The sequence below is a fragment of the Mitsuaria sp. BK037 genome, from assembly GCF_014193045.1.
Lineage (GTDB): Bacteria > Pseudomonadota > Gammaproteobacteria > Burkholderiales > Burkholderiaceae_C > Roseateles.
Genome location: NZ_JACHYS010000001.1, coordinates 731,938 through 754,932 on the forward strand (window position 1 = coordinate 731,938; position 22,995 = coordinate 754,932).

The window sequence follows — 22,995 nt, forward strand, 5'->3', positions numbered from 1 at the left end:
GCCATGAAGATCTCGACCCGCCTCGCGATCGTCGGCTCGACCTGCGTGCTGGTCGCGCTGGCCATCGCGGTGTCGCTGGGGCTGTCCGGCCAGCAGGTCGCCGAGGGCGTGCGCAAGAACCGCGCCGCGGCCGACCTGGTCGAGTCGGTGGCCGGCCTGCGCCACCTGACGCTGGAGTACGCGCGCCAGCCCGAGGCGCGCGTCGAGGTCCAGTGGCACAGCGCCTACCGCACGCTGGGCGCCGCGCTGGAGCGCGCCCAGGGCTTCGACGCGCGCGACGAGCAGGAGGGCATCGCGCAGATCCGCGTCGCTTACGACAAGTCGCCGGCCGTCTTCGCGGAACTGGTGCGGGCCCAGCGGGCGCGGCTGGCCGGCGACGGCGACCGGCAGGTGCTGGACGAGTGGGCCGGGCGGCTGGCCGCCGCCATGGCGCGCAAGACGCTGCTCATGATGAGCGAAGCCTTCCGGCTGCAGGACCTCAGCCGCGAGGAGGTCGCCGCGGCGCAGCGGCGCGCGTTCGCCATCGTGCTGGCGCTGTCGGCGACGCTGGCCGTGGTGGTGGCGGGCAGCATGGTGCTGGTCTTCCGCGACATCGCCCGGCCGCTGGCCCGGTTGCGCGAGGGCATGCTGCGCGTCGGCGCGGGCGACCTGGAGCACGCCGTCGGCGGCACGGGATCGGACGAGATTGCCGAGCTGGCGCGCGAGTTCGACGGCATGAGCGCGCTGCTGCGGACCACCACCGTCTCGCGCGACCGGCTCGCGGAGAGCGAGGCCCGCACGCGGCTCATCCTCGACGCGGCGCTGGACGCGGTCGTCGGCATCGATGGCGACGGACGCATCACGCACTGGAATCCGCAGGCGGAAGCGGTGTTCGGCTGGCCCGCGGCCGAGGCGACCGGCCAGTCCCTGGCCGACCTGATCGTGCCCGAGCGCTTCCGGGAAGCGCACCTCGCGGGCCTGCGGCGCTACCTCGACACCGGCGTGGCGACGGTGCTGGACCGGCGCGTGGAGCTGCGCGCGGTGCGCCGCGATGGCGTGGAGTTCCCGATCGAGCTGGCGATCACCGCGATCCGCGCCAACGGCGTGGTGAGCTTCAGCGCCTTCCTGCGCGACATCACCAGCCGCAAGCTCGGCGAGATGCGGCTCAAGGAACAGCTGGCGCGGCTGAACCTGCTCCACCAGATCACGAGGGCGGTCGGCGAGCGCCAGGACCTGCGCAGCATCTTCCAGGCGGTGATCCGCGGCCTGGAGGACGACGCGCCGGTCGACTTCAGCTGCATCTGCCTGCGCGACGCCGCCAGCGACACGCTGCGGGTGACCGGCGTCGGCGTGAAGAGCGCGCCGCTGGCGCTGTCGCTCGCGCTGTCCGAGCAGGCCGACCTGTCGATCGACGGCAACGGCCTGTCGCAGTGCCTGGCCGGCCTGCTGGTCCACGAGCCCGATGCGGCGCAGGTGCCGTTTCCCTTCCCGCAGCGGCTGGCGCGGGGCGGGCTGCGCTCGCTGGTGATCGCGCCGCTGCAGTCGGAGAACCGCGTGTTCGGTGTCCTCGTGGCGGCGCGGCGGGACCCGCAGGCCTTCAGCAGCAGCGATTGCGAATTCCTGCAGCAGCTCAGCGAGCACGTCAGCCTGGCCAGCCACCAGGCGCAGCTCCATGGCGCGCTGCAGCAGGGCTACGAGGACCTGCGCCAGACGCAGCAGGCGATCCTGCAGCAGGAGCGGCTGCAGGTGCCGGGGCAGGGCGCCTGCGTGTCGCTGCGCTTCGCGGCGCTGGCGCCGGAGGAGGGCCTCGCCGCGCCGCAGTCCGATCCGGACGAGAAGCCGCCGCCGCTGCGGATCCTGCTGGTCGACGACGACCCGCTGCTGCTGCGCTCGCTGCAGGAGACGCTGGAGGCGGAGGGTCACGCGGTGACGGCGGCCCATGCGGGGCGGGAGGGCATCGAGGCGTTCGAGGCGGCGTTCCACGCGGAGCGGGCGATGGCGCAGGGCGATGCGGTCGATGCCGACGAGGCGGAGGAAGGCGGTCCATCGGGCCGCGGCTTCCAGGTCGTCGTGACCGACCTGGGCATGCCGCATGTCGACGGTCGCCAGGTCGCGGCGGCGGTGAAGGCCTTGTCGCCGGACACGCCGGTGATCCTGCTCACTGGCTGGGGTCAGCGGCTGGTGGACGACGGCGAGAATCCGCGGCATGTCGACCAGGTGCTCGGCAAGCCGCCGAAGCTGCGCGAGGTCCGGGCCGCGCTGGCGAGGCTGGTCGAGCGCCCCATCAGTGTTTCAACTGGTAATACCGAAACTTCCTATTGAAGTATTGGTTAGACCAATTCAGACTTGCCGACTGACGCGAGCCAAGGTCGTTCCACTTCGTTCCGCGTCGAGCGGGCGCGCCGGTCCGGGCGCTCATCCGTGCAGAAATCCAAGAGGGGACAACATGGCAACTGGAAAGGGACTGCTGCTGGCAGCGGTCATCGTCGGCGCGCCCGCCTGGGCGCAGAACTGTCAACCGAGCGCGGTCACGCCGTATCTCAACGTCAACGGCACGACGTCCTGGGTGGCGAAGGCCTCCGCCTCGCTGAACGCGGGGGCGAAGGTCGTGCTCGGACCGCAACCGGTGTCCGGCAACTGGTCGTGGAGCGGCTGCGGCGCCTCGGGCACGGCCCGCGAGCAGACGCTCAAGCTCACCGCGACCTGCACCGCCACGGCGACCTACACCAACAGCTGCGGGGCCAAGACCACGCAGGCCTTCAACTTCACGGTGTGGCCAGCCATGGCCGCCAATGCCGGCAAGTTCATCATGGTCGACCAGTTCGGCTATCTGCCCGGCATGAAGAAGGTGGCCGTGCTGCGCCTGCCCAAGGTCGGCTTCGACAGCAACCAGAGCTACTGGCCCCAGCAGCTGCAGGTGGTCGACGCGGCGACCGGCGCCGTCGTGTACACCGCGTGGCCCCAGGACTGGAACGGGCTCAAGACCGACGAGTCCTCGGGCGACCAGGTGTGGCACTTCGACTTCAGCCAGGTCACCGCGCCCGGCACCTACGAGATCGTCGATCCCACCGCCAACCAGCGCTCGGCGCGCTTCGAGATCGGCGACAACGTCTACCGCAACGTGCTGATCCAGGCGGTGCGGATGTTCTATTACCAACGCGCCGGTCAGGAGAAGACCGTGGCCAACGCCGGCGTGGGCTGGGCCGACGGGGCCAGCCATCTCAAGGGCGGACAGGACCCGCAGGCGCGGCGCTTCCTCGATCCCAACAACGCCGGCACGGCGCGCGACCTGCGCGGCGGCTGGTTCGATGCGGGCGATCCCAACAAGTACACCAGCTGGGCGGCCGCGTACATCCAGGACCTGCTGGACGCCTACATCCAGAATCCAACGGTCTGGACCGACGACTTCAACCTGCCCGAGTCCTACAACGGCATTCCCGACCTGCTCGACGAAGTGAAGTGGGGCACGGACTGGCTGGCGCGCATGCAGAACAGCGATGGTTCGGTGCTGTCGATCGTGGGGCTGGCCGATGGCAGCCCGCCGTCGGCGTCCACGGGTCCGAGCTACTACGGCGATGCCAGCACGACCGCCACGCTCGCGGCCGCCGCGGCCTACGCGGAGGCGGCCAAGGTCTTCGGCGGCCTCAACAACACGGCGATGAAGACGTACGCCGCGGACCTGCTCGCGCGCGCCAAGCGGGCCTGGGCCTGGGCGCAGGCGAATCCCAACGTCCTCTTCTACAACAACGATGCCACCCGCGGCACCGGCGGCCTGGGCGCGGGCCAGCAGGAGACCGACGACGCGGGCCGGGCGGAACTGCGCCTGTTCGCGGCGATCAAGCTGTTCGCCGCCACCGGCGACGCCACCTACCGCAGCTACGTCGACACGCATTACACCGAGGCGCCGATGTTCTCGCAGTGGTACGTGTCGGCCTTCAATGCCGGCAACGCGCGCAACCTGCTGTACTACGCCTCGCTGCCCGGCGCGACGGCGGACGTCGCCACGGCGATCCGCACCCGCTTCCTCGACCTGTGGGGCCGCAGCGATTACGGCGGCTGGGGCGCCATCGACGCGCAGACCGATCCCTACCGCGCGTACATCTCGTCCTACACCTGGGGCAGCAACGGGGTGAAGGCCAACGCCGGCACGTTGTTCACGGAGGAGGGCTACTACGGCATCAGCCGCCACACCGCCGACCAGGTGGCCACCGCCGCGGCCGACTACCTGCATTACCTGCATGGCGTGAACCCGCTGGGCAAGGCCTACCTGACCAACATGACCAGCTTTGGCGCCGAGAACTCGGTGAACCAGATCTTCCACATGTGGTTCGCCGACGGCAGCGCGAAGTGGGATGACGCCAGGACCTCGACCTACGGGCCGGCGCCCGGCTACCTCGTGGGCGGGCCCAACTACAACCAGTGGGACTGGGACTCGCGCTGCCCCGGCATTTCTTCGGCCTGCGGTTCGAGCCGGCCGACGCCGCCCTACGGCCAGCCGCCGCAGAAGTCCTACCTGGACTTCAATACCGGCTGGCCGTTGAACTCCTGGCCCATCAGCGAGCCGTCCAACGGCTACCAGACGGCCTACATCCGGCTGCTGGCCCGCTTCGTGAAGTAAGGCGCCCGAGCGCCTCACGCGGCCACGTGCCCTCGGGCCGTGGCCGCGTGCCTCGTCGTGGCGAGGCGCTCGAGCGCCCCGGGCGCTCAGGGCTTCTGTTTCCAGAGTTGGTTGCTGGCGCCCTGGTAGCGGCTGGCCTTGATGGCGCTGCCCGCCGTGCCGGTGCCATCCACCGCCTGGTCGGGCGCGGTGCGCAGCGTGAAGCGGCCACTCGTGGCATCGAAGCTGAAGCGCTGGTTGGCGCTGCCGGTGCACTGCGCCACCACGAGGGCGGCGCCGTCGGCATAGCCGCCGCCGTTGTCCAGGCAGAAGTGCGGGTCGAGCATGCTGCGCACCAGGCCCGTGGTGGCGTCGTAGTTCCAGGTCTGGCTGACGCTGCCGCTGCAGCTGGACTGCAGCACGGCGTTGCCGTCCGCGGCCCGCGACTGGTTCAGGTCCATGCACAGGCCCGACTGGACGTTCACCAGGCGCGTGGCCGCGGCCTTGGCGCCGGTGTTCGAGACCACCGGCGCGTATACCGCGCCCAGCTTGTCCACCTCATCGCCATCGCGACCGTGGAAGCCGACGATGGCCCAGCCCGACGGCGCGGTGAAGGTGGTGCAGCTGCCGCTCGTGCTGCCACCGGCCAGCGTGCGGTGCACGCTGGTGGTGAAGGCGGCCGAGAAGATGCGGGTCTGTCCCTTGTACTGATCGGCGCACAGGCTGGCCGAGGTCAGCACCTCGCCATCGGCCAGCGTGAGCGCCTGCTCGTTGCCGCCGGTGCCGCCGTGTCCGAGCGGGAAGCCGTTGGACAGCACCACCTCGACCCGGTCCACGCGGCTGCCGCTGCGGATCTTGAGCTGGCGCACCGCCGGGCTGGCGGGCAGCAGGTTCACGTCGTTGAAGCTGGTGCCGTGCGGGCCGCCGACGGTGTCGCTCAGGCGGCGGTTGTCGGCGGTGCTCCACTTCCACTGCGTGGAGACCGGACGATGGTCCGACAGCTCGGTGCCGTTCGAGTCCACGGCGTCGGTGCGTACCGCGTAGCCGGACGGCGTGAGCGTGATCAGGCCATTGCCGCGGAACAGCACCTTGTCCACGACCTCGCAGTTGGCGCTGGTGACGGCCGGCTCGCACAGGAGCGCGTCGCCCGCCGGCGGCACGCTGCCGCCGCGCACGCCCTGGATCCAGGCGTCGGTGAAGCCATGGCGCAGGAACTGGCCCATGTTGTCGCCACCGCGCGTGTAGCGGGTGTTGGTGTCGCCGAACACGATCACCGCGTTGCCGGCCGATTCCGACTCGATGTAGGCGAGCATCTGCTCGACGTTCTTGCGGCGCGCGGCCAGGTCCGCGGTCTCCACCTGGGCCTGCGCGTGCAGGTTGTAGATGTCGACGTAGACGCCTTCGGCCAGGCGCGTGCGCGCCATCGTGAAGCCCTTGGGCGTGAGGCAGTCGACGCCGTTGCAATCGCTCCAGCGCACGCGCGCCAGATCGTCGAACGGGAAGCGGCTCATCGTGTTGAGACCGCTGCCGAGGCCGGCGCCACCGCTGGTCGGGGTGCGGAAGGCATGGTCGTCGCAGGCGTCGTACAGGTCGGCGTGGTAGTTGAAGTCCTCCTCCACGTTGACGATGTCGAAGGCCTTGACGTAGCAGCTGATCTTCCTGGTCGCGGTGGCGCGGTCGCCCGCCGCGCTGGAGGCGCCCTGGGGCAGGCCCGCGACGTTGTAGGCGAGCGTGCTGAAGCTGCCGCTGGCGGCGAAGGCGCCGCCGCAGGCGAGCAGCGAGGCGAGGGCGAGGGGAAGCAGACGAAGGTGCATGGGGAGTCCTTGGTGGATGCTCGGAAAGCCGGCGCATCTTCTTCACGCCAGGTGACGCCCCAATGGCGGAATCCTCTCCAGGACATCACCGATGCCCGCCGCTTCGCCATGTGGGCAGAGTGGCGGGTCGTCGGCTCTTCGGTCCAGGCGCGAGGCCTTGGCCAACCTGTTCGCGAAGCTCGGGATGGATTCGCTGGCGCAGCTGATACGGCGGTTCGCGTCCATCGCGCAAGCCTGATCCGCGCCTGGGCCGGCGGTTCCGTCGGCTCGCAGTGCCGGATCCTGACGACACCTTGTCCAAAGCATCACCAATGAATCACGCACGATCCGCCGTCGCTGAATGGCCGACAACGATGCCAAGTTCGGGCGCAGGATTGAAGGTTTTCGCGCTTCTTCGTCCATGCGACCCCCGGATTCCCGCAGCCGTTCCGTCAGCCCGGACCCGTCCAAGGCCCCCGCGATGCGCAGGCGCATCGCGGGGTGGGCCCTTGCCGCCCTGGCCGCGGGGCTCGTGCTGGCCGGCGAGGGCGCGCGGGCCGAGCGCATAGTGCTCGAGTCCTACCAGGAAGACCAGGGCCTGACCAACCTCACCTCGCAGTGCCTGGTGCAGGACCCGCGGGCGAGGCTGTGGATCTGCACCGCCAACGGGCTGTTCAGGTTCGACGGTTTCCGCATCCATGCGGAACCGCTGCCGAAGGAGGCGGGAGGGTATTCATACGGGGCTCGCGTGGACGTCAGCGGCCGCCTCTGGCTCCTGACGGAAGGGGGCGTGTTCGTGCGCGACGACGGGCGCAAGGACGGGCAGGACGGCCCCGCCTGGACGGAGCTGCTCAAGCCCGACGGCAAGCACCTGCACGTCACCTCCGGCCAGCAGCTGGAACTGGACCGGCAGGGCAGGGTCTACGCCATCGATGAAGACCGGCTCCTCTGGACCGCCACCGCCGCGGGTGCGCTGGGCAGCTCGCTGATGGTTCAGCGGATGGCCATTCCCCAGCTGCAGTCCCGCCCCGAGCAACTGCTCCCGATGCGGCAACGCGGCGAGGCGCTCTGGTTCGGCTGCGGCTCGCAGCTGTGCGAGTGGCGCGATGGCCGCGTGCAGCAGTGGGGGCCGGCGCAGGGTCTGCCGGAAGACGTGTGGGGCCAGTTCCTCGTGTCGCGCGATGGCAGTCTCTGGACGCGCAGCAGCCGGCGCCTGGCCCGGCTGGCTCCGGGCTCGGCCCGCTTCGCCGTCGTGGCGGCGCCGGCGCGGCAGTGGGTGTATGGCGACAACGGCCTGGCGGAGGACGAGCAAGGCCTCATCCTCGTCCTGACGACCCGCGGCCTTGCCGCCTGGAACGGCGAACGCTGGCGCGAGTGGACCCAGGACGACGGCCTGCCGGAGACCCCGCTGCGCGGGCTGATGTTCGACGCGGAAGGGTCGTTGTGGCTGGGCACCAATGCGCGCGGCGTCCATCGCTGGGTCGGCTACGGCCGGGCGGAGCATTGGACCGGCGCCTCGGGCCTCCCCGCGCCGGCCGTGCTCGACCTGGCGCGCGACGGAAAGGGCCGGCTCTGGGCGGCGACCGCGAACGGCGTGGCCTGGTTCGACGCCGCGGCCCGCAGGTTCCGCAAGGTGAAGCTGCCGACGGCCCGGCCGTCCGGCCTGGTCCATCGCCTGGCGGTGGACCAGGCGGGGGACCTGTGGTGGGTGGACGCCGGCCAGGTGATCCGCGTGAAGGCCGGAGAGGACCAGGGGCGCGTCGTTGCCGGCGATACGGGACTGCAGACGATCTCGCAGGGGGCCGGCCGGGTCTACGCATCCGGCAGCGACGGCCTCGAGCTGATCGAGCTGTCCGAGGGGCGCCTGCGCCGCCACAAGATCGGCGCCGGGCGCTTCGATCCGCGTTATGACATCCGCGTCCTGTCGGACGGCGCGCGGGAGGACTTCGTCGTCAGTGGACGGGATCTGTGGCGGCACCAGCCGGAGGGCTGGGCCCCCGTGGCGGACGCGCAGGGCGATTGGATCGACGCGCTACAGGCGATGGTGCTGGACCACACGGTGTGGGCGGGAGGCACGTTGGGGCTGGGCATCCACGCGCTGTCGGGGGCCACGGCGCGCCAGTTGCAGTTCCTGCCCAAGTCCGTCTTCGGGGGCGCGGCCGCGGCCAGCCTCCACGCCGACCTCGACGGGCGGCTGTGGATGGGCACCGACCAGGGGGTCTTCATCCGCTCCACCGGGGGCGACTGGTCGCGGCTGGATCGCCGCACCGGCCTGGTCTGGAACGACGTGACGCCGGCTTTCCTGGCCGACGCCGACGGCAGCATCTGGATCGGCACCGGCGCCGGGTTGACGCACCTGCTGCCGGGGAACACGCAAGCGCCATTGCCCGCGCTGCGGCTGGAGGACATGGTGTTCGGCAGCACGAGCACCCGGGTGCCGCCGTTGGAGCCGGTGCCGTGGCGGGACCGCACGCTGCGCATCGCGGTGGGGACGGCCGGCTTCTCCCGGGCGCGTTCGCTGCGGATCGAATACCGCCTTGGCGCGGAGTCGCCCTGGCGGACCTCGCAGAGCGCCGTGATCGACCTGGGCGCGCTCGAGTCCGGCGAGCACACGCTGGAGGTGCGCGCCGGCGGGCTGACGAGCGTGGAAGCACCGGGGCCGGTGATGCGCCTTGCGTTCGACGTGCTTCCTCCCTGGTGGAACTCGCGCGAGGCACGCGCCGCGGCCGCCGTGTCCTTGATGCTGCTGTGGTGGCTGTCCATCCGATGGTCGCGCCGGCGCGACCGCGAGCGGCAACGGCAACTGGAAGCCGCCGTCGCGGAGCGCACCGCGGCGCTGGCGGACTCGGAGGCGGCGCTGCTCCGTCTGGGCGAGTACAACGCGCATGCCCTGGAGGAGGAGCGGTTGCGCGTCTCCCGCGAGCTGCATGACGAGCTGGGCCAGCAACTGGCCGCGCTGAAGATGGAAGTGTCCGTGGCGAAGATGCGGCAGAACGCCGGCGGTTCGGCGCATTCCCTGGATCCGGACCTGTTGCTGGGTCGTGTCGACCGGCTGGTGAGCACGGTGCGCGGTCTGGTGTCGCAGTTGCGGCCTTCGGCGCTGGATGGCGGCCTCGAAGCGGCGCTGCAATGGCTGGCGGCTGAGTTCACGTCCAACACCGCGTTGCCCTGCAGCCTGCAGGTGGATCCGGACACGCGCGAGATCCCGTTGCCGATGGCCACGATGGTGTTCCGCATCGCCCAGGAGTCGCTCACCAACGTGCGACGCCATGCCCAGGCCAGCCGCGCCTCCCTGCGCTTGGCGCGCGAAGGCGCCGGCTGGCTGTTGAGCATCGGCGACGACGGCATCGGCTTCGATCCGCTCGCCCGCCGGGACGGCTTCGGGGTGCTGGGCATGCAGGAGCGCGCCCGGCTGCTCGGTGGCAGCCTTCAGGTGCAGAGCGAGCCGGGAATGGGGACGCGGGTGGTGCTGGGCTTCGCGGCGGGGACGGTGGTGGGTTGAGCGCACGGGGCAGAGGGCAGAGGCATTGTCGAGTGCGGCGATCCTCGCGGCGTCGAGGCGCGGCGACGGCGAGCGTCGGTTGCCATACACTCCCCCACTTCATGATGCGTCGCCGCCTCCATCGCTTCACCATCGCGTTCATCGCGATGCTGTCGCTGCTGTTCTCACAGCTGGCACTGGCGAACTACGTCTGCCCGCAAGAGGCGGACATGGCCGCGATGACGACCGTCATGGAAGCCGGCATGCCTTGTGACGGCATGGACCAGCAGCAGCCGGCCCTGTGCCATCAGCACGCCGCCGACCCGGGCAAGACCTTCGAAGCGGTGAAGCTGCCGACGGCCTCCCTGCCGATGGTGCTGCAAGTGCTGGAGCTGCCCCTCGTGTTGGAGGCCGAGGTCGCCCGCACGCTGGCAGTGGCTGAAGCGCCAGAGCTGCCACCGCCTCCGGATCCGCTCTTCCTTTCCACCCTCAGACTCCGAGTCTGACCCGCTCCGTCGATTGACAGGCGCCGGTGCGGCACGTCCGCATCCCGGCGGCCCTCCCGTTCGTCCTCGGAGTTTCCATGCCCACCATGTACTTGCGCGCAGCCGCTCTGGCTGCCGCCGTTCTGCCCGTCCTCGGGTCGGCCGAACCGCTTTCCTTCGACCAGGCGTTGAGCCTGGCGGTGCAACGATCGGAAGCCGCCCGGGCGGGCCGCGCGGCCGCTACCAGCGCGAACGAATCCGCTCGGGCCGCGGGGCAGCTTCCCGACCCGACGCTGCGTGCCGGGGTCGACAACCTCCCCGTCACCGGCGCGGACCGCTTCAGCACGACGCGGGACTCGATGACGATGAAGCGCGTCGGCTTCAGTCAGGAGTGGCTGTCGGCCGACAAGCGCGCAGCCCGCGAGAGCGCTGCTCGCGCTATGGCCGACCGCGAGGCCGTCCAGGCCGCCGCGGCCGAGGCGGACGCCCGGCTGCAAGTGGCGCTGAGCTACGTGGACGCCTGGTATGCGGGCGAAGCGCTCAAGCTCACGACCCAGACCGAGCACCATCTGCACGAGGAGTTCGAGGCCGCCCGGGCGCGATTCGCCGCAGCGACTGGTGCAAGTCCCGAGGTGCTGCAACTGGCCGCGGCTGGCGGCCTGGCGCAAGACGAGAGCGACGAAGCGCGGCAGCAGCAGGCCGCCGCCGCAGTGAATCTGCAGCGATGGGTCGGCTTCGCGCCCGATTCGCTGAGCACGCCCCCGGTGTTCGTCATTCCGCCGGAAGACGACTTCCTGGCTCGAAGTCCGAGCATCGCGAGCCTACAGCGCGATGTGGAAGTGGCCAGGCGCGCCGTGGCCGTCGCCGCGAAGGAGCGCACACCCAACTGGACCTGGGAAGTCTCCTACGGTCAGCGCAACGGGTACTCGGACATGGTCTCCGTCGGCGTCAGCATTCCCCTGCAGGTGGCGCCGTCCCAGCGCCAGGACCGCGATACGGCCGCCAGGCTGGCCCTTGTCGAGAAGGCAGAAGCGGAACTGGCTGAAGCCACTCGCGCCGTGACGGCGGACTACCGCGCGCTGTGCAGCGACGTCGCCAGACTTCAGCAACGCATCGCGCGCTACCGGGTGGCCGTGCTTGAGCCGGCACGGCAGCGGACCGCCGCGTCGTTGGCGGCCTATCGCTCGAACCAGATGCCCTTGTCCGCGCTCTTCGAGGCTCGCCACGCCGAGGTGCAAGCGCAGCAGCGGCTGCTCGCGCTCGAGCGAGACCTTGCCCGCGCGCAGGCGCAACTGACCTTCAAGCCGCTTGCACAAGGAGGCGCCCAATGAATCGCGCCGCACCCGCCATCTTCCTGGTCATCGCTGGCGGCCTGCTGGCCGGCGGCGGCTTCGTTCTGGGCCGGTCCACGGGCCACGCCCTGACGGCCCCCACTGCCGCCGCGCCGGCGGCCAGCTCGGCCGCTGAAGGGGAGCGCCGCGTCCTGTACTGGCACGACCCCATGGTCCCCGGCCCCCGCTTCGACAAGCCGGGCAAGTCGCCGTTCATGGACATGCAGCTCGTGCCCGTGTACGCGGACGAGGCCGGAGATGCCGGTGATGCCGATCACTCCGGCGTGAAGGTCAGCCCAGCCATCCAGCAGAACCTGGGCATCCGGACCGCTCGCGTCAAGCGCTCGGACATCAGCGCCTCCTTCGATGCCGTGGGCACGGTTCAGTTCGATGAACGCCTCAACGTCGCCGTGCAGACGCGAGTCGCCGGCTATGTGGAGCGCCTGGCCGTCCGGGCGCCGATGGAGCAGGTGCGCAAGGGCCAAGCGCTCGCCACCGTCTTCGCGCCGGAATGGCTGGCGCCGCAGAACGAGCTCCTGGCGCTCAAGCGGGCCGGCGTGAGCGCCGATCTCATCGCTGCCGCGCGGGACCGCATGCGCGCCATGTCCATCCCGGACGGCCTGATCCGGCAAAGCGAGGAGACCGGCATCGCGCAAGCCCGCTTCACCCTCAGCGCGCCCGCCACTGGCGTGGTCGCGGAGCTCGGTGTTCGAGAAGGCGTGCAGGTGCAGCCCGGCACCACGCTCTTTCGCATCGCGGGCCTGGAGAAGGTCTGGGCCGTCGCGGAGATTCCCGAGACGCAGGTCTCGCGGCTCGCGCGCGGTCAGAAGGTCAAGGCCGTTCTGCAAGCCGACCCCGCGCAGGCCTTCGATGGGGAGCTGAAGGAACTCCTTCCTCAGGTCAGCGCGAACACGCGCACGCTGCAGGCGCGCTTCGAGGTCGACAACAAGGCGGGCAGGTTGACCCCTGGGATGCTGCTGCGTCTGCAGGTCACCGGCGCTCCGGCGTCGCGCCTGGCCGTGCCCTCCGAGGCGGTCATCCGCACCGGGACTCGCGCGGTCGCCATCGTCCGCAACGGCAACGGCGGCTTCTCGCCTCGCGACATCCAGCTGGGTGCCGACCTGGGCGACCAGCTCGAGGTGCTGGAGGGCTTGCGAGACGGTGACGAGGTGGTGGCCAGCGGTCAGTTCCTCATCGACTCGGAAGCGCGGCTCAAATCTGTGCTCGATGCCATGGCGCCTCCACAGCCCAAGGCCTCGGCGGCGTCATCCGCCGGCAGCGACGCTGGCGCAGGCGCCGGTGTTCCGGCAGGCGGCTCCTATTCGGCGGAAGGAAAGGTCGAGGACGTCGAGGCCGACACCCTGACCATCTCTCACGGCCCCATTGCCGCGCTCAAGTGGCCGGCGATGACGATGGGCTTCAGCAAGCCCCGGGCCAAGGCCTTCCCGGAAGTGAAGGCGGGCGACCGGGTGCGCTTCGAGTTCAAGAAGGCCGGTGATGACTACGAGCTCGTCGCGGTCTATCGGATGGGAGATGCCAAGTGATTGCGGCGCTCATTCGCTGGTCCATCGGCAATCGATTCCTGGTGCTCATCGCCACGGTCTTCCTCGTGGCGGCAGCGCTCTTGTCGATCCTGCACACGCCGGTCGATGCGCTGCCCGATGTCGGCGACACGCAAGTGGTTGTGCGCACGACCTATCCGGGCAAGCCGCCTCAAGTGGTCGAGGACCTGGTGACCTATCCGCTGACGACGACCCTGCTCAGCGTGCCGGGCGCCAAGACGGTTCGCGGCTACTCGTTCTTCGGCGATTCGTTCGTCTACATCCTGTTCGACGACAAGACAGACCCCTACTGGGCGAGGTCGCGCGTGGGCGAGTCCCTGACCCAGGCCCAGAGCCGTCTTCCTTCGGGAGCGACGGCCGCCTTGGGGCCGGATGCGACTGGCGTGGGCTGGGTCTACGAGTACGCGCTGGTCGACAGGACTGGGCACACCGACATCAGCCAGCTTCGCGCGCTGAACGACTGGTTTCTGAAGTTCGAGCTCAAGACCGTGCCGGACGTGGCGGAGGTCGCCAGCATCGGCGGCATGGTGCGCCAGTACCAGGTCGTCCTGGATCCGGACCGCATGCGGGCACTCGGCATCACGCAGGCCCTGGTCGTCGATGCGCTGAAGAATGCCAACCAGTCCTCGGGAGGCTCGGTGGTCGAGATGGCGGAGGCCGAGTACATGGTGCGCTCGCGCGGATTCCTGAAGACCCTGGACGATTTCCGGACCATCCCGATCAGCCTGTCAGGGTCGACACCCGTGATGCTGCGGGATGTCGCCACGGTCCAGCTGGGGCCGGAGATGCGCCGCGGGGTCGCCGAACTGGACGGACAGGGCGAAGTCACCGGCGGTGTCGTCGTCATGCGCTCCGGCAAGAACGCGCGCACGACCATTGAAGCGGTGAAGGCCAGGCTCGAGCAGCTCAAGCCCAGCCTGCCCCAGGGCGTGGAAGTCGTGGAGACCTACGACCGCTCCAAGCTCATCGACCGCGCCATCGACAACCTCAAGCTCAAGCTCTCGGAGGAGTTCATCGCCGTCGCGCTGGTGTGCGTGCTCTTCCTGTTCCACCTGCGCTCGGCCCTGGTGGCGGTGCTTGCGCTGCCGATGGCCGTAGGCGTCGCCTTCATCGTGATGCGATGGCAGGGCCTCAACGCCAACATCCTGTCGCTCGCCGGCATCGCGCTGGCATTGGGTGCCGCGCTGGATGGCGTCGTGGTGCTGCTGGAGACCGTCCACAAGCACATCGAGGCCTTCGAGCACGACCGGTCCCGCCCGCCGACGACGCAGGAGCGCTGGGCCCTGGTCGCGGACGCCTGCAGCGAGGTCGGGCCGGCGCTGTTCTTCTCGCTCCTGGTCATCACGCTGTCCTTCCTGCCGGTGTTCACGCTGGAGGCGCAGGAGGGACGCCTCTTCTCTCCCCTGGCCTTCACCAAGACCTACACGATGGCGGCGGCGGCGGCGCTGTCCGTGACCCTCGTGCCGGTGCTGATGGGCTATCTGGTCCGAGGCCGCATTCCCAGGGAGACCGCGAACCCGCTGAATCGACTCCTCATGGCGGCCTACCGGCCCGCCCTGGAGGCAGTGCTTCACTTCCCGAAGGCGACGCTGGCGGCCGCCGGCGTCGTGCTCGCCCTGACCGTCATTCCGCTGATGCGGCTGGGCGGAGAGTTCATGCCGCCACTGGACGAGGGCGACCTGCTCTACATGCCGTCGGCGCTGCCGGGCATTTCGGTTTCCAAGGCGGCGGAGCTGCTCCAGCAGACGGACCGGCTCATCAAGACGGTGCCCGAGGTCGCGACGGTCTTCGGCAAGGCCGGCCGCGCGGACACCGCCACGGACCCGGCGCCGCTGGAGATGTTCGAGACCACCATCCAGTTCAAGCCGCGCGAGCAGTGGCGGGCCGGGCTGACGCCAGACAGGCTGGTCGAGGAACTGGACCGCGCCGTCAAGGTGCCGGGCTTGTCCAACGTCTGGGTGCCGCCCATCCGCAACCGCATCGACATGCTGGCCACGGGCATCAAGTCGCCGGTGGGCATCAAGGTCGCGGGCGCAGACCTGCAGACCATCGACCGCCTGACGACCCGGATCGAGGCCGCGGTCAAGCAGGTGCCCGGCGTTTCATCGGCGCTGGCGGAGCGGCTGACTGGCGGGCGCTACATCGACGTCGATGTCGACCGCGCCGCCGCGGCGCGCTTCGGCCTGTCGGTGGCGGATGTGCAGGCGGTGGTGTCGACGGCGGTGGGCGGCGAGAACGTCGGCGAGGTCATCAGCGGGCGCGAGCGCTTCCCGCTCAACGTCCGCTATCCAAGAGAGGTCCGGGACTCGCTGGAAGGATTGCGCACGCTGCCCTTCGTGACCGGGAAGGGGGCGACCCTGCTGCTGCAGGACGTGGCGCGCATCACCATCGAGGACGGGCCGCCCATGCTGCGCAGCGAGAACGCTCGCCTGTCGGGATGGGTCTACGTCGACGTGCGGGGGCGCGACCTCAGCTCGGTCGTGCGCGACATGCAAGCCGTGGTCGCCAAGGAGGTCGCCCTGCCTGGCGGGTATGCGCTCTCCTGGTCCGGGCAGTTTGAATACCTGGAGCGGGCGGCGGCGCGCATGAAGGTCGTCGTCCCGGCGACGCTGGCGCTCATCTTCGTGCTGCTCTATCTGCTGTTCCGGGACGCGACCCATGCGGCGCTGGTCATGGCGGCCGTGCCGTTCTCGCTGGTGGGCGGGTTCTGGCTGATCTGGCTGCTGGGTCACTCCGTGTCGGTCGCGACGGCCGTGGGGTTCATCGCGCTGGCTGGCGTGGCGGCCGAGTTCGGCGTGATCATGCTGGTGTACCTGGAGAACGCCTTGTCTCGACGTCTTGCCGCCGGCGAGGCGGACAACCAGGACACGCTGCTTGCCGCCATCCGGGAAGGCGCCGTGCTCCGTGTGAGGCCCAAGGCCATGACCGTCGCGATTGTGCTGGCGGGCCTCATCCCGATGCTCTGGGGACAGGGCGCCGGGCACGAGGTGATGGCGCGCATTGCCGCGCCCATGGTCGGCGGCATGGTCACGGCGCCGCTGCTCAGCATGCTGGTGATGCCTGCGGCGTGGTACCTCGTTCATCGCCGGCGGCTCGCGTCGGCGCTCTTTTCCTCACCACCCGGCTCGCCCTCGGGCGAAGCCGTTCACTCCCAAGCCCTCTGAAAAGAGCATCCATGAAAGCCACTCTCATCCTCTGCGCCGCCCTGGCGCTCGGCGCGGTATCGACAGCCAACGCTCAAGGCATGAGCATGCCCATGAAACCAGAGAGCGGCGCCTCCGAGGCGTCCATGCCGCTCGTCGACGCGGAAGTGCGCAAGGTCGACCTCGGCAAGGGGCTCATCGTGCTGCGCCATGGGGACATTCCGAACCTGGCCATGCCGGGCATGACGATGGGATTCGATGTCGCCGACAAGAAGATGCTCGACGGCCTGAAGGTCGGCGACAAGGTCAAGTTCCAGGCGGAAATGATCAAGGGCAAGGCCACCGTCACGGCGTTGAAGTTGGTGCGCTGAGATAGCGCGCAAGCGCATGATCCTGCGGCTGAGCCGCAGAAAAAGCCGCGACCCTTGCAGGTGGCGGCTTGTTCAAGAGGGCTCGGCGTCTTCCCACAAAGATCAGGACGCCGGCGCCATCCAGCTTTGCAGATGCGCTTCAAAAACAAAAGGCTGCCGAAATGGCAGCCTCATGAAGCGAGGCCCCAGAGGTTTCCCTCTGAGGCCTGGATGTGTTGGTGGAGAGGAGGAGGATCGAACTCCCGACCTTCGCATTGCGAACGCGACGCTCTCCCAGCTGAGCTACCCCCCCAACGAAGACTCGGACTATAGCAGAGATTCTTGCGCCGACGGCAAGTGGGCGGGGACTGGCGCGGCATTCGCACCGCCGCTGGTTGCGGAGGTCACCAGCGGCACCCCTTGTCGCGCGCAGCGTCGCGGACCAGCGGGACGACCGCCAGCAGCCCCTTGTCCGCGTAAGCCTTGCGGCAGTCCTGCTGCCCAGCCTTGCGCATCTCCTCGGCCAACGGGTCCTTGTCCTCGGGCGGCTTGGGCAGCGCCTGGATCACGCCGGACGGCGAGCCGCGCGGTCGCATCGGGCCGCGCGAAGGATTCATGTCGAGGTTCAGCTTGGGAGCGTTCGGCGGCGTCGAGGCGGGCGTCGCCACGTCGTGACCGACGCGCGCGCCAGCGTCCGGCGCGCCGACGCTGGGCTGCGTCGTCGTCGCTGTGGTCGAGCCGTCCAGCGAGACGCGGTTGGCCGGAGTGGGCGACGGCGTGGTCGCCGCTGTTGGCTGTGGAGGCGTCGTCTGGGCCGACGGCGTGGACGTTGCCGCGGGCGCCGGGGTCGGCGTGGGCGTGGTCGTGGTCGTGGGCGGGGCCGTCGGCGTTGGCGCAGGAGTCGGCGGTGCGGGCGCGGGGCTGGGTGCCGGTCGCGGGACCGGCGCTGGCGCGGCGGTCAAGGGCGGCAGTTCGGCAGGTGCCTTCAGTTCCGGCGGGAGCGGCGCGGGCGCCGAGCGCTCGATCGGCGCGCGCTCGATCCGCCGCACCGTGGTCGGCGTCTCGCTGAGGATCGGGGCCGGCCGCTCTGGCAGCTGCAAGGTCGGCGAGGGCGCCTGGAGCGCGTCCGTCGGTGCCGCGGGGCGCAGTGGCGCGGCCTCGCGGGACGGCGCGATCGGCGTCGGTGCCGCGGTCATCGCCTCGCCGGGCGTCGTGAGCGTGGTGATCGACGGGGCCGGCTCGGGCGAAGGCGCTGGCGCCGCGGCCGGAGAGGGGGCTGGAGCGGGCGGCGGGGCCGGTGTGGGCGAGGGCGCCGGCACCCGCGCCGGAGTCGGTGCGGGCGTCGTGAGCGCGGGCGGCGGTGGGGCAGGTGTCGGTGTCGGAGCGGGCTTTGGCGTCGGCGTCGTTGCCGCCGGCGGTGCGCTGCGATCCGCGGGAGCGTCCCCCGTCAATTCATCGCCGGGCTGTTGCCGCCACTGGCCCTGGCGAGCGGCGCCCGGGGCTTTCCGCTGCTCGGGCGTCGGTGGCGTCTCCCGGACCGCGCCGCCGGAGCGCGGCTGCTTCGCATCGCCGACCGGGCCCCGCTCGGGCAGCACGACCGCGGGCGCGCCGGAGCCCGGCTCGTAGCGGTCGCCCTGCAGGCGCACGTTCAGCGGGCCCCAGACGCCTTCGCCGGGCTTGGCGGCGCCGCCCGGCGCATTGCCCACGACCAGCAGCACCAGCACGTGCAGCAGCACGGCCAGCAGCAGGGCCTGCCCCATCTGGTCGGGTGCTCGCAGCAGCGGTGTCGAGGCGGGATCGAGGACGGCGGACAAGGTGGATCGCGGCGGTCAGCGCTGGGGCGCAGCATAGCCGGGATCCCAAAGGCGCCGTGTCAGGGCTTGCCTTCGGGGAAGCGTCGTTGGGAAGCGGGCGCAAGAACCGCCGCGACTGCGGCGGGTGCGGGTTCAGGTGCCTGCGTTGGCCTGGTTCAGGTCGGCGCGACGGGCGCCGGTGAAGCGCTTGGCCCAGTAGGCCTCGCGCATGTCCTCGACGCGGACCGCGCCGCCGACGCGCGGCGAGTGGATGAACTTGCCTTCGCCGACATAGATGCCGACATGCGAGAAGGTCGCGCGCATCGTGTTGAAGAAGACCAGGTCGCCCGGCTTCAGGTCTTCCTTCTTGATCGGGACCAGGCTGGACAGCTTGGCCTGCTCGTCGGCGCGGCGCGGCAGCACCAGGCCCACGCTCATCTCGAAGATGTGGCGGGTGAAGCCGCTGCAATCGAAGCCGTTGCTGACCGAGTTGCCGCCGCGCTTGTACGGCACGCCCAGGAAGTTCATCGCCGACAGGACCAGGTCGGAGGCCTTGTCGCGCACCTGGTTCAGCAGGCCTGGCGCGGCCGGATCGGCGCTCGGCGACATCTGCTGCGCCTGCGCGACGATGCCCCGCTGCTGCAGGAAGCGGGCGACCGAGTCGCTGGCATTGGCATTGGCGTTGCCGACCGCGGCGCCCATCAGGGCGGTGGGCGGCAGCGCGGACGCGTTGGTGGTGGCGACGGGGGCAGGCGTTGCCGGTGCGGTGGCAACCAGCGCCGCGGTCGCGCCAGCGACGGCGGTCGTGGCGGCGGCGGTGCCTGCCGGCGTGCGCATCAGGCTCTGGCCGTAGGCGCCCATCATCGTGCCGGCCGGCGGCGCGGCTTCGGCGCGGGCATCGGCCTTGGCGTCCGGCGTTTTCGCCTCGGACCTGGCCGGCGCGGTTTTCTCCGAAGTCTTCTCTGCGGCTTTGTCTGCGGTCTTTTCCGCGACCTTCGCCTCCGGCTTGGCCGCGATGGCCTTGTCCGTGACAGCCTCGGAGGCGGTCGACGCCTTGTCTTCCTCGGCCTTGGCCTTGGGATCCTTGGCGCCGTTCTTCGACGCGACCGGCTTGGCGGCCTTCGTGTCCTTCGAGGCCTTGGCGGCGGTCTTCGCGCTCTTCGCTTCGGGCTTCTTCTTCGCGGCCGGCTTGGCCGGCGCGGCCTTGGCTTGCGCCTTGGGCTTGTCGGTGGTGGACGACGTCGACTGTTGCGCCCAGCAACTTCCGCTCGCCAGGACGCAGATCAGCCCCAGTGCGGCCATGGCGCGCTGGAGCGAATTGCGAGAGGGAGCCGAGCGGGAGGGACGAACAGTTCTCATCGTTGTTGGGCGCGGAGACTAGGCACCATCTCCGTACCGGTCAAGCGCGAATGCCCGTGGGGCAGCGCCTGGCTAGGGAAAGTCCGGGCGTGGCCACGAGACCCTTCCCAGGAAAAACCCGGATTGGACCACAGGCCCTCCGCCAAACGTTGTGAACGAAAGTTTCAGCAAAGCTCGCGGTGCGAGGATCCGTGCGGAAGTCGCGCATTCGACATGAGGAGACCCCGATGACCGACAGCTATGCGGCGATGTACCGGCGCTCGATCGACGATCCGGACGGCTTCTGGACGGAGCAGGCCAGGCGCATCGACTGGGAACGCCCGTTCGACCAGGTCTGTGACACCAGCCACCCGCCCTTCGCGCGCTGGTTCGTCGGCGGGCGGACCAACCTGTGCCACAACGCGGTCGATCGCCATGCCGCCACGCGGCCGGGCGACGCGGCGCTGATCTGGGTCTCCAGCGAGGTCGGGCAGGAGCGCGTCTACACCTTCTCCGAGCTCCAGGCCGAGGTCGAGGTGATGGCCGCGATCCTGGCCGGGCAGGGCGTGCGCGCCGGCGATCGGGTGCTGATCTACCTGCCGATGATTCCCGAGGCGGCGTTCGCGATGCTGGCCTGCGCCCGCCTCGGCGCGGTCCATTCTGTGGTGTTCGGCGGCTTCGCGAGTCATGCGCTGGCCAACCGCATCGACGACGCCGAGCCGGTGCTGATCGTCAGTGCCGACGCCGGCAGCCGCAACGGGCGCATCGTGCCCTACAAGCCGCTGCTGGACGAGGCGATCCGCCTGGCCGCGCACAAGCCGGCGAAGGTGCTGATGATCGACCGCGGCCTGAGCCCGTTCGAGCGCGTCGCGGACCGTGACCTGGATCACGCCGCGCTGCGAAAGCGCCTGTGGGGCACGCGCGTGCCCTGCGAATGGCTGCCGTCGGCCGCGATCAGCTACACGCTCTACACCAGCGGCACGACCGGGCGGCCCAAGGGCGTGCAGCGCGATGTCGGCGGCCATGCGGTCGCGCTGGCCACCAGCATGGCGCTGATCTACGACGGCCGCGCGGGCGAGACCTTCTTCTCGACCAGCGACATCGGCTGGGTCGTCGGCCACAGCTACATCGTCTACGGACCGCTGATCGCCGGCATGGCGACGCTGATGTACGAGGGCACGCCGGTCAGCCCCGACGCGGCGGTCTGGTGGCGGCTGGTCGAGCAATACCGGGTGACGGTGATGTTCAGCGCGCCCACCGCGGTGCGGGTGCTCAAGAAACAGGACCCGGCCTGCCTGACGCGGCACGACCTGTCCTCGCTGCGGGCGCTGTTCCTGGCCGGGGAACCGCTGGACGAGCCCACCGCGCGCTGGATCGCCGACGCCATCGGCAAGCCCGTCATCGACAACTACTGGCAGACCGAGACCGGCTGGCCGATCCTGACGCTGGCGCGCGGCGTCGAGCCGGCGGCGCCGAAGTTCGGCTCGCCGGGCGTGCCGATGCCCGGCTACCGCGTGCAGCTGCTGGACGAGCAGACCGGCGCGGTGCTGGAGGCGCCGAATCAGAAGGGCCTGCTCGCGATCGCGTATCCGCTGCCGCCGGGCTGCATGCAGACCGTCTGGCGCGACGACGAGCGCTTCGTGCGCACCTACTGGTCGAGCGTGCCCGGCCGGCAGGTCTACTCGACCTTCGACTGGGCGCTGCGCGACGAGGACGGCTACTACTTCATCCTCGGCCGCAGCGACGACGTGATCAATGTCGCGGGCCATCGTCTCGGCACGCGCGAGATCGAGGAGTGCATCGCCGGCCATCCGGCGGTGGCCGAGGTCGCCGTGGTCGGGGTGGCCGATGCGCTCAAGGGCCAGGTCGCGATGGCCTTCGCAGTGCTGAAGGACCCGGCGCGCGCCGCGACGCCGCAGGCGGCGCTGGCCCTGGAGGGCGAGATCCTCAAGCGCGTCGACCAGCAGCTCGGCGCGGTGGCGCGGCCGTCGCGGGTGCGCTTCGTCCAGCTGCTGCCCAAGACCCGCTCGGGCAAGCTGCTGCGGCGCGCGATCCAGGCGGTGTGCGAGCAGCGCGATCCGGGCGACCTCATCACGCTGGACGATCCAGCCGCCCTGCAGCAGATCCGCGAGCTGGTCGCGGGCGCCGGCTGAACCCGAGAGCGGCCGTTCGATGGCGTGCTGAGGGCGAGGGCGCCGGCGCGCCGTTCGCGCGATGCGAGCCCCGCCGCCGTCAGCGGCCCAGCAGGGCGCGCCAGTCCTCGCGGATGAAATGCACCACGGCGTCCTCGTGATGCGCACCGATGATGCGGTGGGCGGCCAGCTTCACGTCGTCGCTGGCATTCGACACCGCGATCGCATGGTGCGCTGATCGCAGCATCGTCAGGTCGTTGACCTGGTCGCCGAAGACCACCAGCTCGCGCTCATGCAGCGCGTAGCGCTGCGCCAGCGATGCGATCGCCTGGTCCTTGCTGGCGCGGCGGTCGTGCACGTTCAGCCAGGGCCAGCCCGGCATGTAGATGTCCTCGGCCAGGTGCGTCGTCACCAGGTCGCCGCAGGTGGCGAGGATCTCGGCCTGCAGCGCCTCCAGGGGCTCCGCGCGGCCGACGACGAGCAGCGTCACCAGCGGATCCGCCAACTGGTCCTGCAGCCGGTCCACATGGCGCAGCCGCGGATCGGCGTTGCGCTGGCGCTCGGTGACGAAGCGCTGCTGGCCCTCGTTCTGGACCTCCTGCCAGAACAGCTGGTCGCCCTTGACGCCGTGCGTCGCGATGAACGGCATCAGGCCGTGGCGGCGCACCAGCGCGAAGATCGCCTGGCCGAGCGCCGGCTCCATCGCGTTGACCAGTTCATGGCGGCCGGTGCGCAGGTCGCTGATGTAGGCGCCGTTGGACGAGACGACCGGCAGCGAGATCGGCAGCCCCTCGAGGATGCGGGCGATCGAGACCACGTGCCGCGCGCTGGCGACGGTGAAGGCCAGGCCTTCGGCCAGCAGCTCGGTCAGGCCGGCCCGGGTGGTGTCGGAGAGCCGGGCCTGCGGATCGAGCAGGGTGCCGTCGAGATCGGAAACGTAGAAGCGCATGGGTCGTGGGCGGCCGGATGAGCGCCGCGATAGGCGCACATCCTACGCTGGCCCGGTTCGAT

The 22,995-nt window shown here is 70.3% G+C and carries 14 protein-coding genes and 1 tRNA gene; 9 read left to right on the forward strand and 6 right to left on the reverse strand.

The genetic code is table 11. The features are described from left to right. The first annotated feature begins 3 nt into the window (after nucleotides 1-3). Nucleotides 4-2,301, forward strand: coding sequence for a PAS domain S-box protein (locus tag FHT37_RS03215; protein ID WP_183478818.1), 2,298 nt, complete (start codon nucleotides 4-6; stop codon nucleotides 2,299-2,301). 124 nt (nucleotides 2,302-2,425) lie between these two features. Further along, nucleotides 2,426-4,597, forward strand: coding sequence for a glycoside hydrolase family 9 protein (locus FHT37_RS03220; protein WP_183478820.1), 2,172 nt, complete (start codon nucleotides 2,426-2,428; stop codon nucleotides 4,595-4,597). A gap of 86 nt (nucleotides 4,598-4,683) precedes the next feature. Here FHT37_RS03220 and FHT37_RS03225 read toward each other — a convergent pair whose 3' ends face one another. Both FHT37_RS03225 and FHT37_RS03230 read right to left on the reverse strand, forming a co-directional pair. After that, nucleotides 4,684-6,390 carry a jacalin-like lectin gene (locus FHT37_RS03225; RefSeq protein ID WP_183478822.1) on the reverse strand — a complete coding sequence of 569 codons (1,707 nt, stop codon included), beginning with the start codon at nucleotides 6,388-6,390 and terminating at the stop codon, nucleotides 4,684-4,686. Nucleotides 6,391-6,432: 42 nt separating this feature from the next. Further along, complete coding sequence (locus tag FHT37_RS03230; protein WP_183478824.1) at nucleotides 6,433-6,792, reverse strand: hypothetical protein; 360 nt, start codon at nucleotides 6,790-6,792, stop codon at nucleotides 6,433-6,435. A gap of 58 nt (nucleotides 6,793-6,850) precedes the next feature. Between FHT37_RS03230 and FHT37_RS03235 the strand changes: the two genes are divergently transcribed. The 6 genes from FHT37_RS03235 to FHT37_RS03260 all read left to right on the forward strand — a co-directional run bounded on the left by FHT37_RS03235 (nucleotide 6,851) and on the right by FHT37_RS03260 (nucleotide 16,742). Further along, entirely contained in the window at nucleotides 6,851-9,871 is a 3,021-nt protein-coding gene (locus FHT37_RS03235) for a two-component regulator propeller domain-containing protein (protein WP_183478826.1), read from the forward strand. Nucleotides 9,872-9,972: 101 nt separating this feature from the next. After that, the gene (locus tag FHT37_RS03240; protein ID WP_183478828.1) at nucleotides 9,973-10,356 is read left to right on the forward strand and encodes a hypothetical protein; all 384 of its coding nucleotides are present in this window, start codon (nucleotides 9,973-9,975) and stop codon (nucleotides 10,354-10,356) included. A gap of 77 nt (nucleotides 10,357-10,433) precedes the next feature. Then, complete coding sequence (locus FHT37_RS03245; protein WP_183478830.1) at nucleotides 10,434-11,666, forward strand: TolC family protein; 1,233 nt, start codon at nucleotides 10,434-10,436, stop codon at nucleotides 11,664-11,666. After that, nucleotides 11,663-13,210 carry an efflux RND transporter periplasmic adaptor subunit gene (locus FHT37_RS03250; protein ID WP_183478832.1) on the forward strand — a complete coding sequence of 516 codons (1,548 nt, stop codon included), beginning with the start codon at nucleotides 11,663-11,665 and terminating at the stop codon, nucleotides 13,208-13,210. The genes FHT37_RS03245 and FHT37_RS03250 overlap by 4 nt, the downstream gene beginning before the upstream one ends. After that, nucleotides 13,207-16,392, forward strand: a complete 3,186-nt coding sequence (locus tag FHT37_RS03255) for an efflux RND transporter permease subunit (RefSeq protein ID WP_183478834.1) — start codon at nucleotides 13,207-13,209, stop codon at nucleotides 16,390-16,392. Before FHT37_RS03250 ends, FHT37_RS03255 begins: the two co-directional genes overlap by 4 nt. Nucleotides 16,393-16,403: 11 nt before the next feature. Further along, complete coding sequence (locus FHT37_RS03260; RefSeq protein ID WP_147242277.1) at nucleotides 16,404-16,742, forward strand: copper-binding protein; 339 nt, start codon at nucleotides 16,404-16,406, stop codon at nucleotides 16,740-16,742. 216 nt (nucleotides 16,743-16,958) lie between these two features. Here FHT37_RS03260 and FHT37_RS03265 read toward each other — a convergent pair. From FHT37_RS03265 to FHT37_RS25770, 3 genes are all read right to left on the reverse strand, one after another. Beyond that, nucleotides 16,959-17,034: transfer RNA gene (locus FHT37_RS03265), tRNA-Ala, on the reverse strand. Nucleotides 17,035-17,125: 91 nt separating this feature from the next. Continuing rightward, entirely contained in the window at nucleotides 17,126-18,535 is a 1,410-nt protein-coding gene (locus tag FHT37_RS03270; protein WP_183478836.1) for a hypothetical protein, read from the reverse strand. Nucleotides 18,536-18,667: 132 nt separating this feature from the next. Next, nucleotides 18,668-19,816 (reverse strand): NlpC/P60 family protein, encoded by a 1,149-nt coding sequence (locus tag FHT37_RS25770; RefSeq protein ID WP_409072688.1) that lies wholly within the window; start codon nucleotides 19,814-19,816, stop codon nucleotides 18,668-18,670. Nucleotides 19,817-20,064: 248 nt separating this feature from the next. On the opposite strand from FHT37_RS25770, the gene FHT37_RS03280 reads away from it, so the two are divergent. Then, nucleotides 20,065-22,005 carry a propionate--CoA ligase gene (locus FHT37_RS03280; protein WP_310739710.1) on the forward strand — a complete coding sequence of 647 codons (1,941 nt, stop codon included), beginning with the start codon at nucleotides 20,065-20,067 and terminating at the stop codon, nucleotides 22,003-22,005. A gap of 79 nt (nucleotides 22,006-22,084) precedes the next feature. Here the strand turns inward: FHT37_RS03280 and FHT37_RS03285 are convergent, their stop codons facing one another. Then, the gene (locus tag FHT37_RS03285; RefSeq protein ID WP_147241259.1) at nucleotides 22,085-22,933 is read right to left on the reverse strand and encodes an HAD family hydrolase; all 849 of its coding nucleotides are present in this window, start codon (nucleotides 22,931-22,933) and stop codon (nucleotides 22,085-22,087) included. Nucleotides 22,934-22,995: the final 62 nt, after the last annotated feature.

Coding starts and splice junctions, on each gene's coding strand:
- FHT37_RS03215 (WP_183478818.1), top strand. CDS start 4: ATGAAGATCTCGACCCGCCTCGCGATCGTCGGCTCGACCTGCGTGCTG.
- FHT37_RS03220 (WP_183478820.1), top strand. CDS start 2,426: ATGGCAACTGGAAAGGGACTGCTGCTGGCAGCGGTCATCGTCGGCGCG.
- FHT37_RS03225 (WP_183478822.1), bottom strand. CDS start 6,390: ATGCACCTTCGTCTGCTTCCCCTCGCCCTCGCCTCGCTGCTCGCCTGC.
- FHT37_RS03230 (WP_183478824.1), bottom strand. CDS start 6,792: ATGGACGAAGAAGCGCGAAAACCTTCAATCCTGCGCCCGAACTTGGCA.
- FHT37_RS03235 (WP_183478826.1), top strand. CDS start 6,851: ATGCGCAGGCGCATCGCGGGGTGGGCCCTTGCCGCCCTGGCCGCGGGG.
- FHT37_RS03240 (WP_183478828.1), top strand. CDS start 9,973: ATGATGCGTCGCCGCCTCCATCGCTTCACCATCGCGTTCATCGCGATG.
- FHT37_RS03245 (WP_183478830.1), top strand. CDS start 10,434: ATGCCCACCATGTACTTGCGCGCAGCCGCTCTGGCTGCCGCCGTTCTG.
- FHT37_RS03250 (WP_183478832.1), top strand. CDS start 11,663: ATGAATCGCGCCGCACCCGCCATCTTCCTGGTCATCGCTGGCGGCCTG.
- FHT37_RS03260 (WP_147242277.1), top strand. CDS start 16,404: ATGAAAGCCACTCTCATCCTCTGCGCCGCCCTGGCGCTCGGCGCGGTA.
- FHT37_RS25770 (WP_409072688.1), bottom strand. CDS start 19,816: ATGGCCGCACTGGGGCTGATCTGCGTCCTGGCGAGCGGAAGTTGCTGG.
- FHT37_RS03285 (WP_147241259.1), bottom strand. CDS start 22,933: ATGCGCTTCTACGTTTCCGATCTCGACGGCACCCTGCTCGATCCGCAG.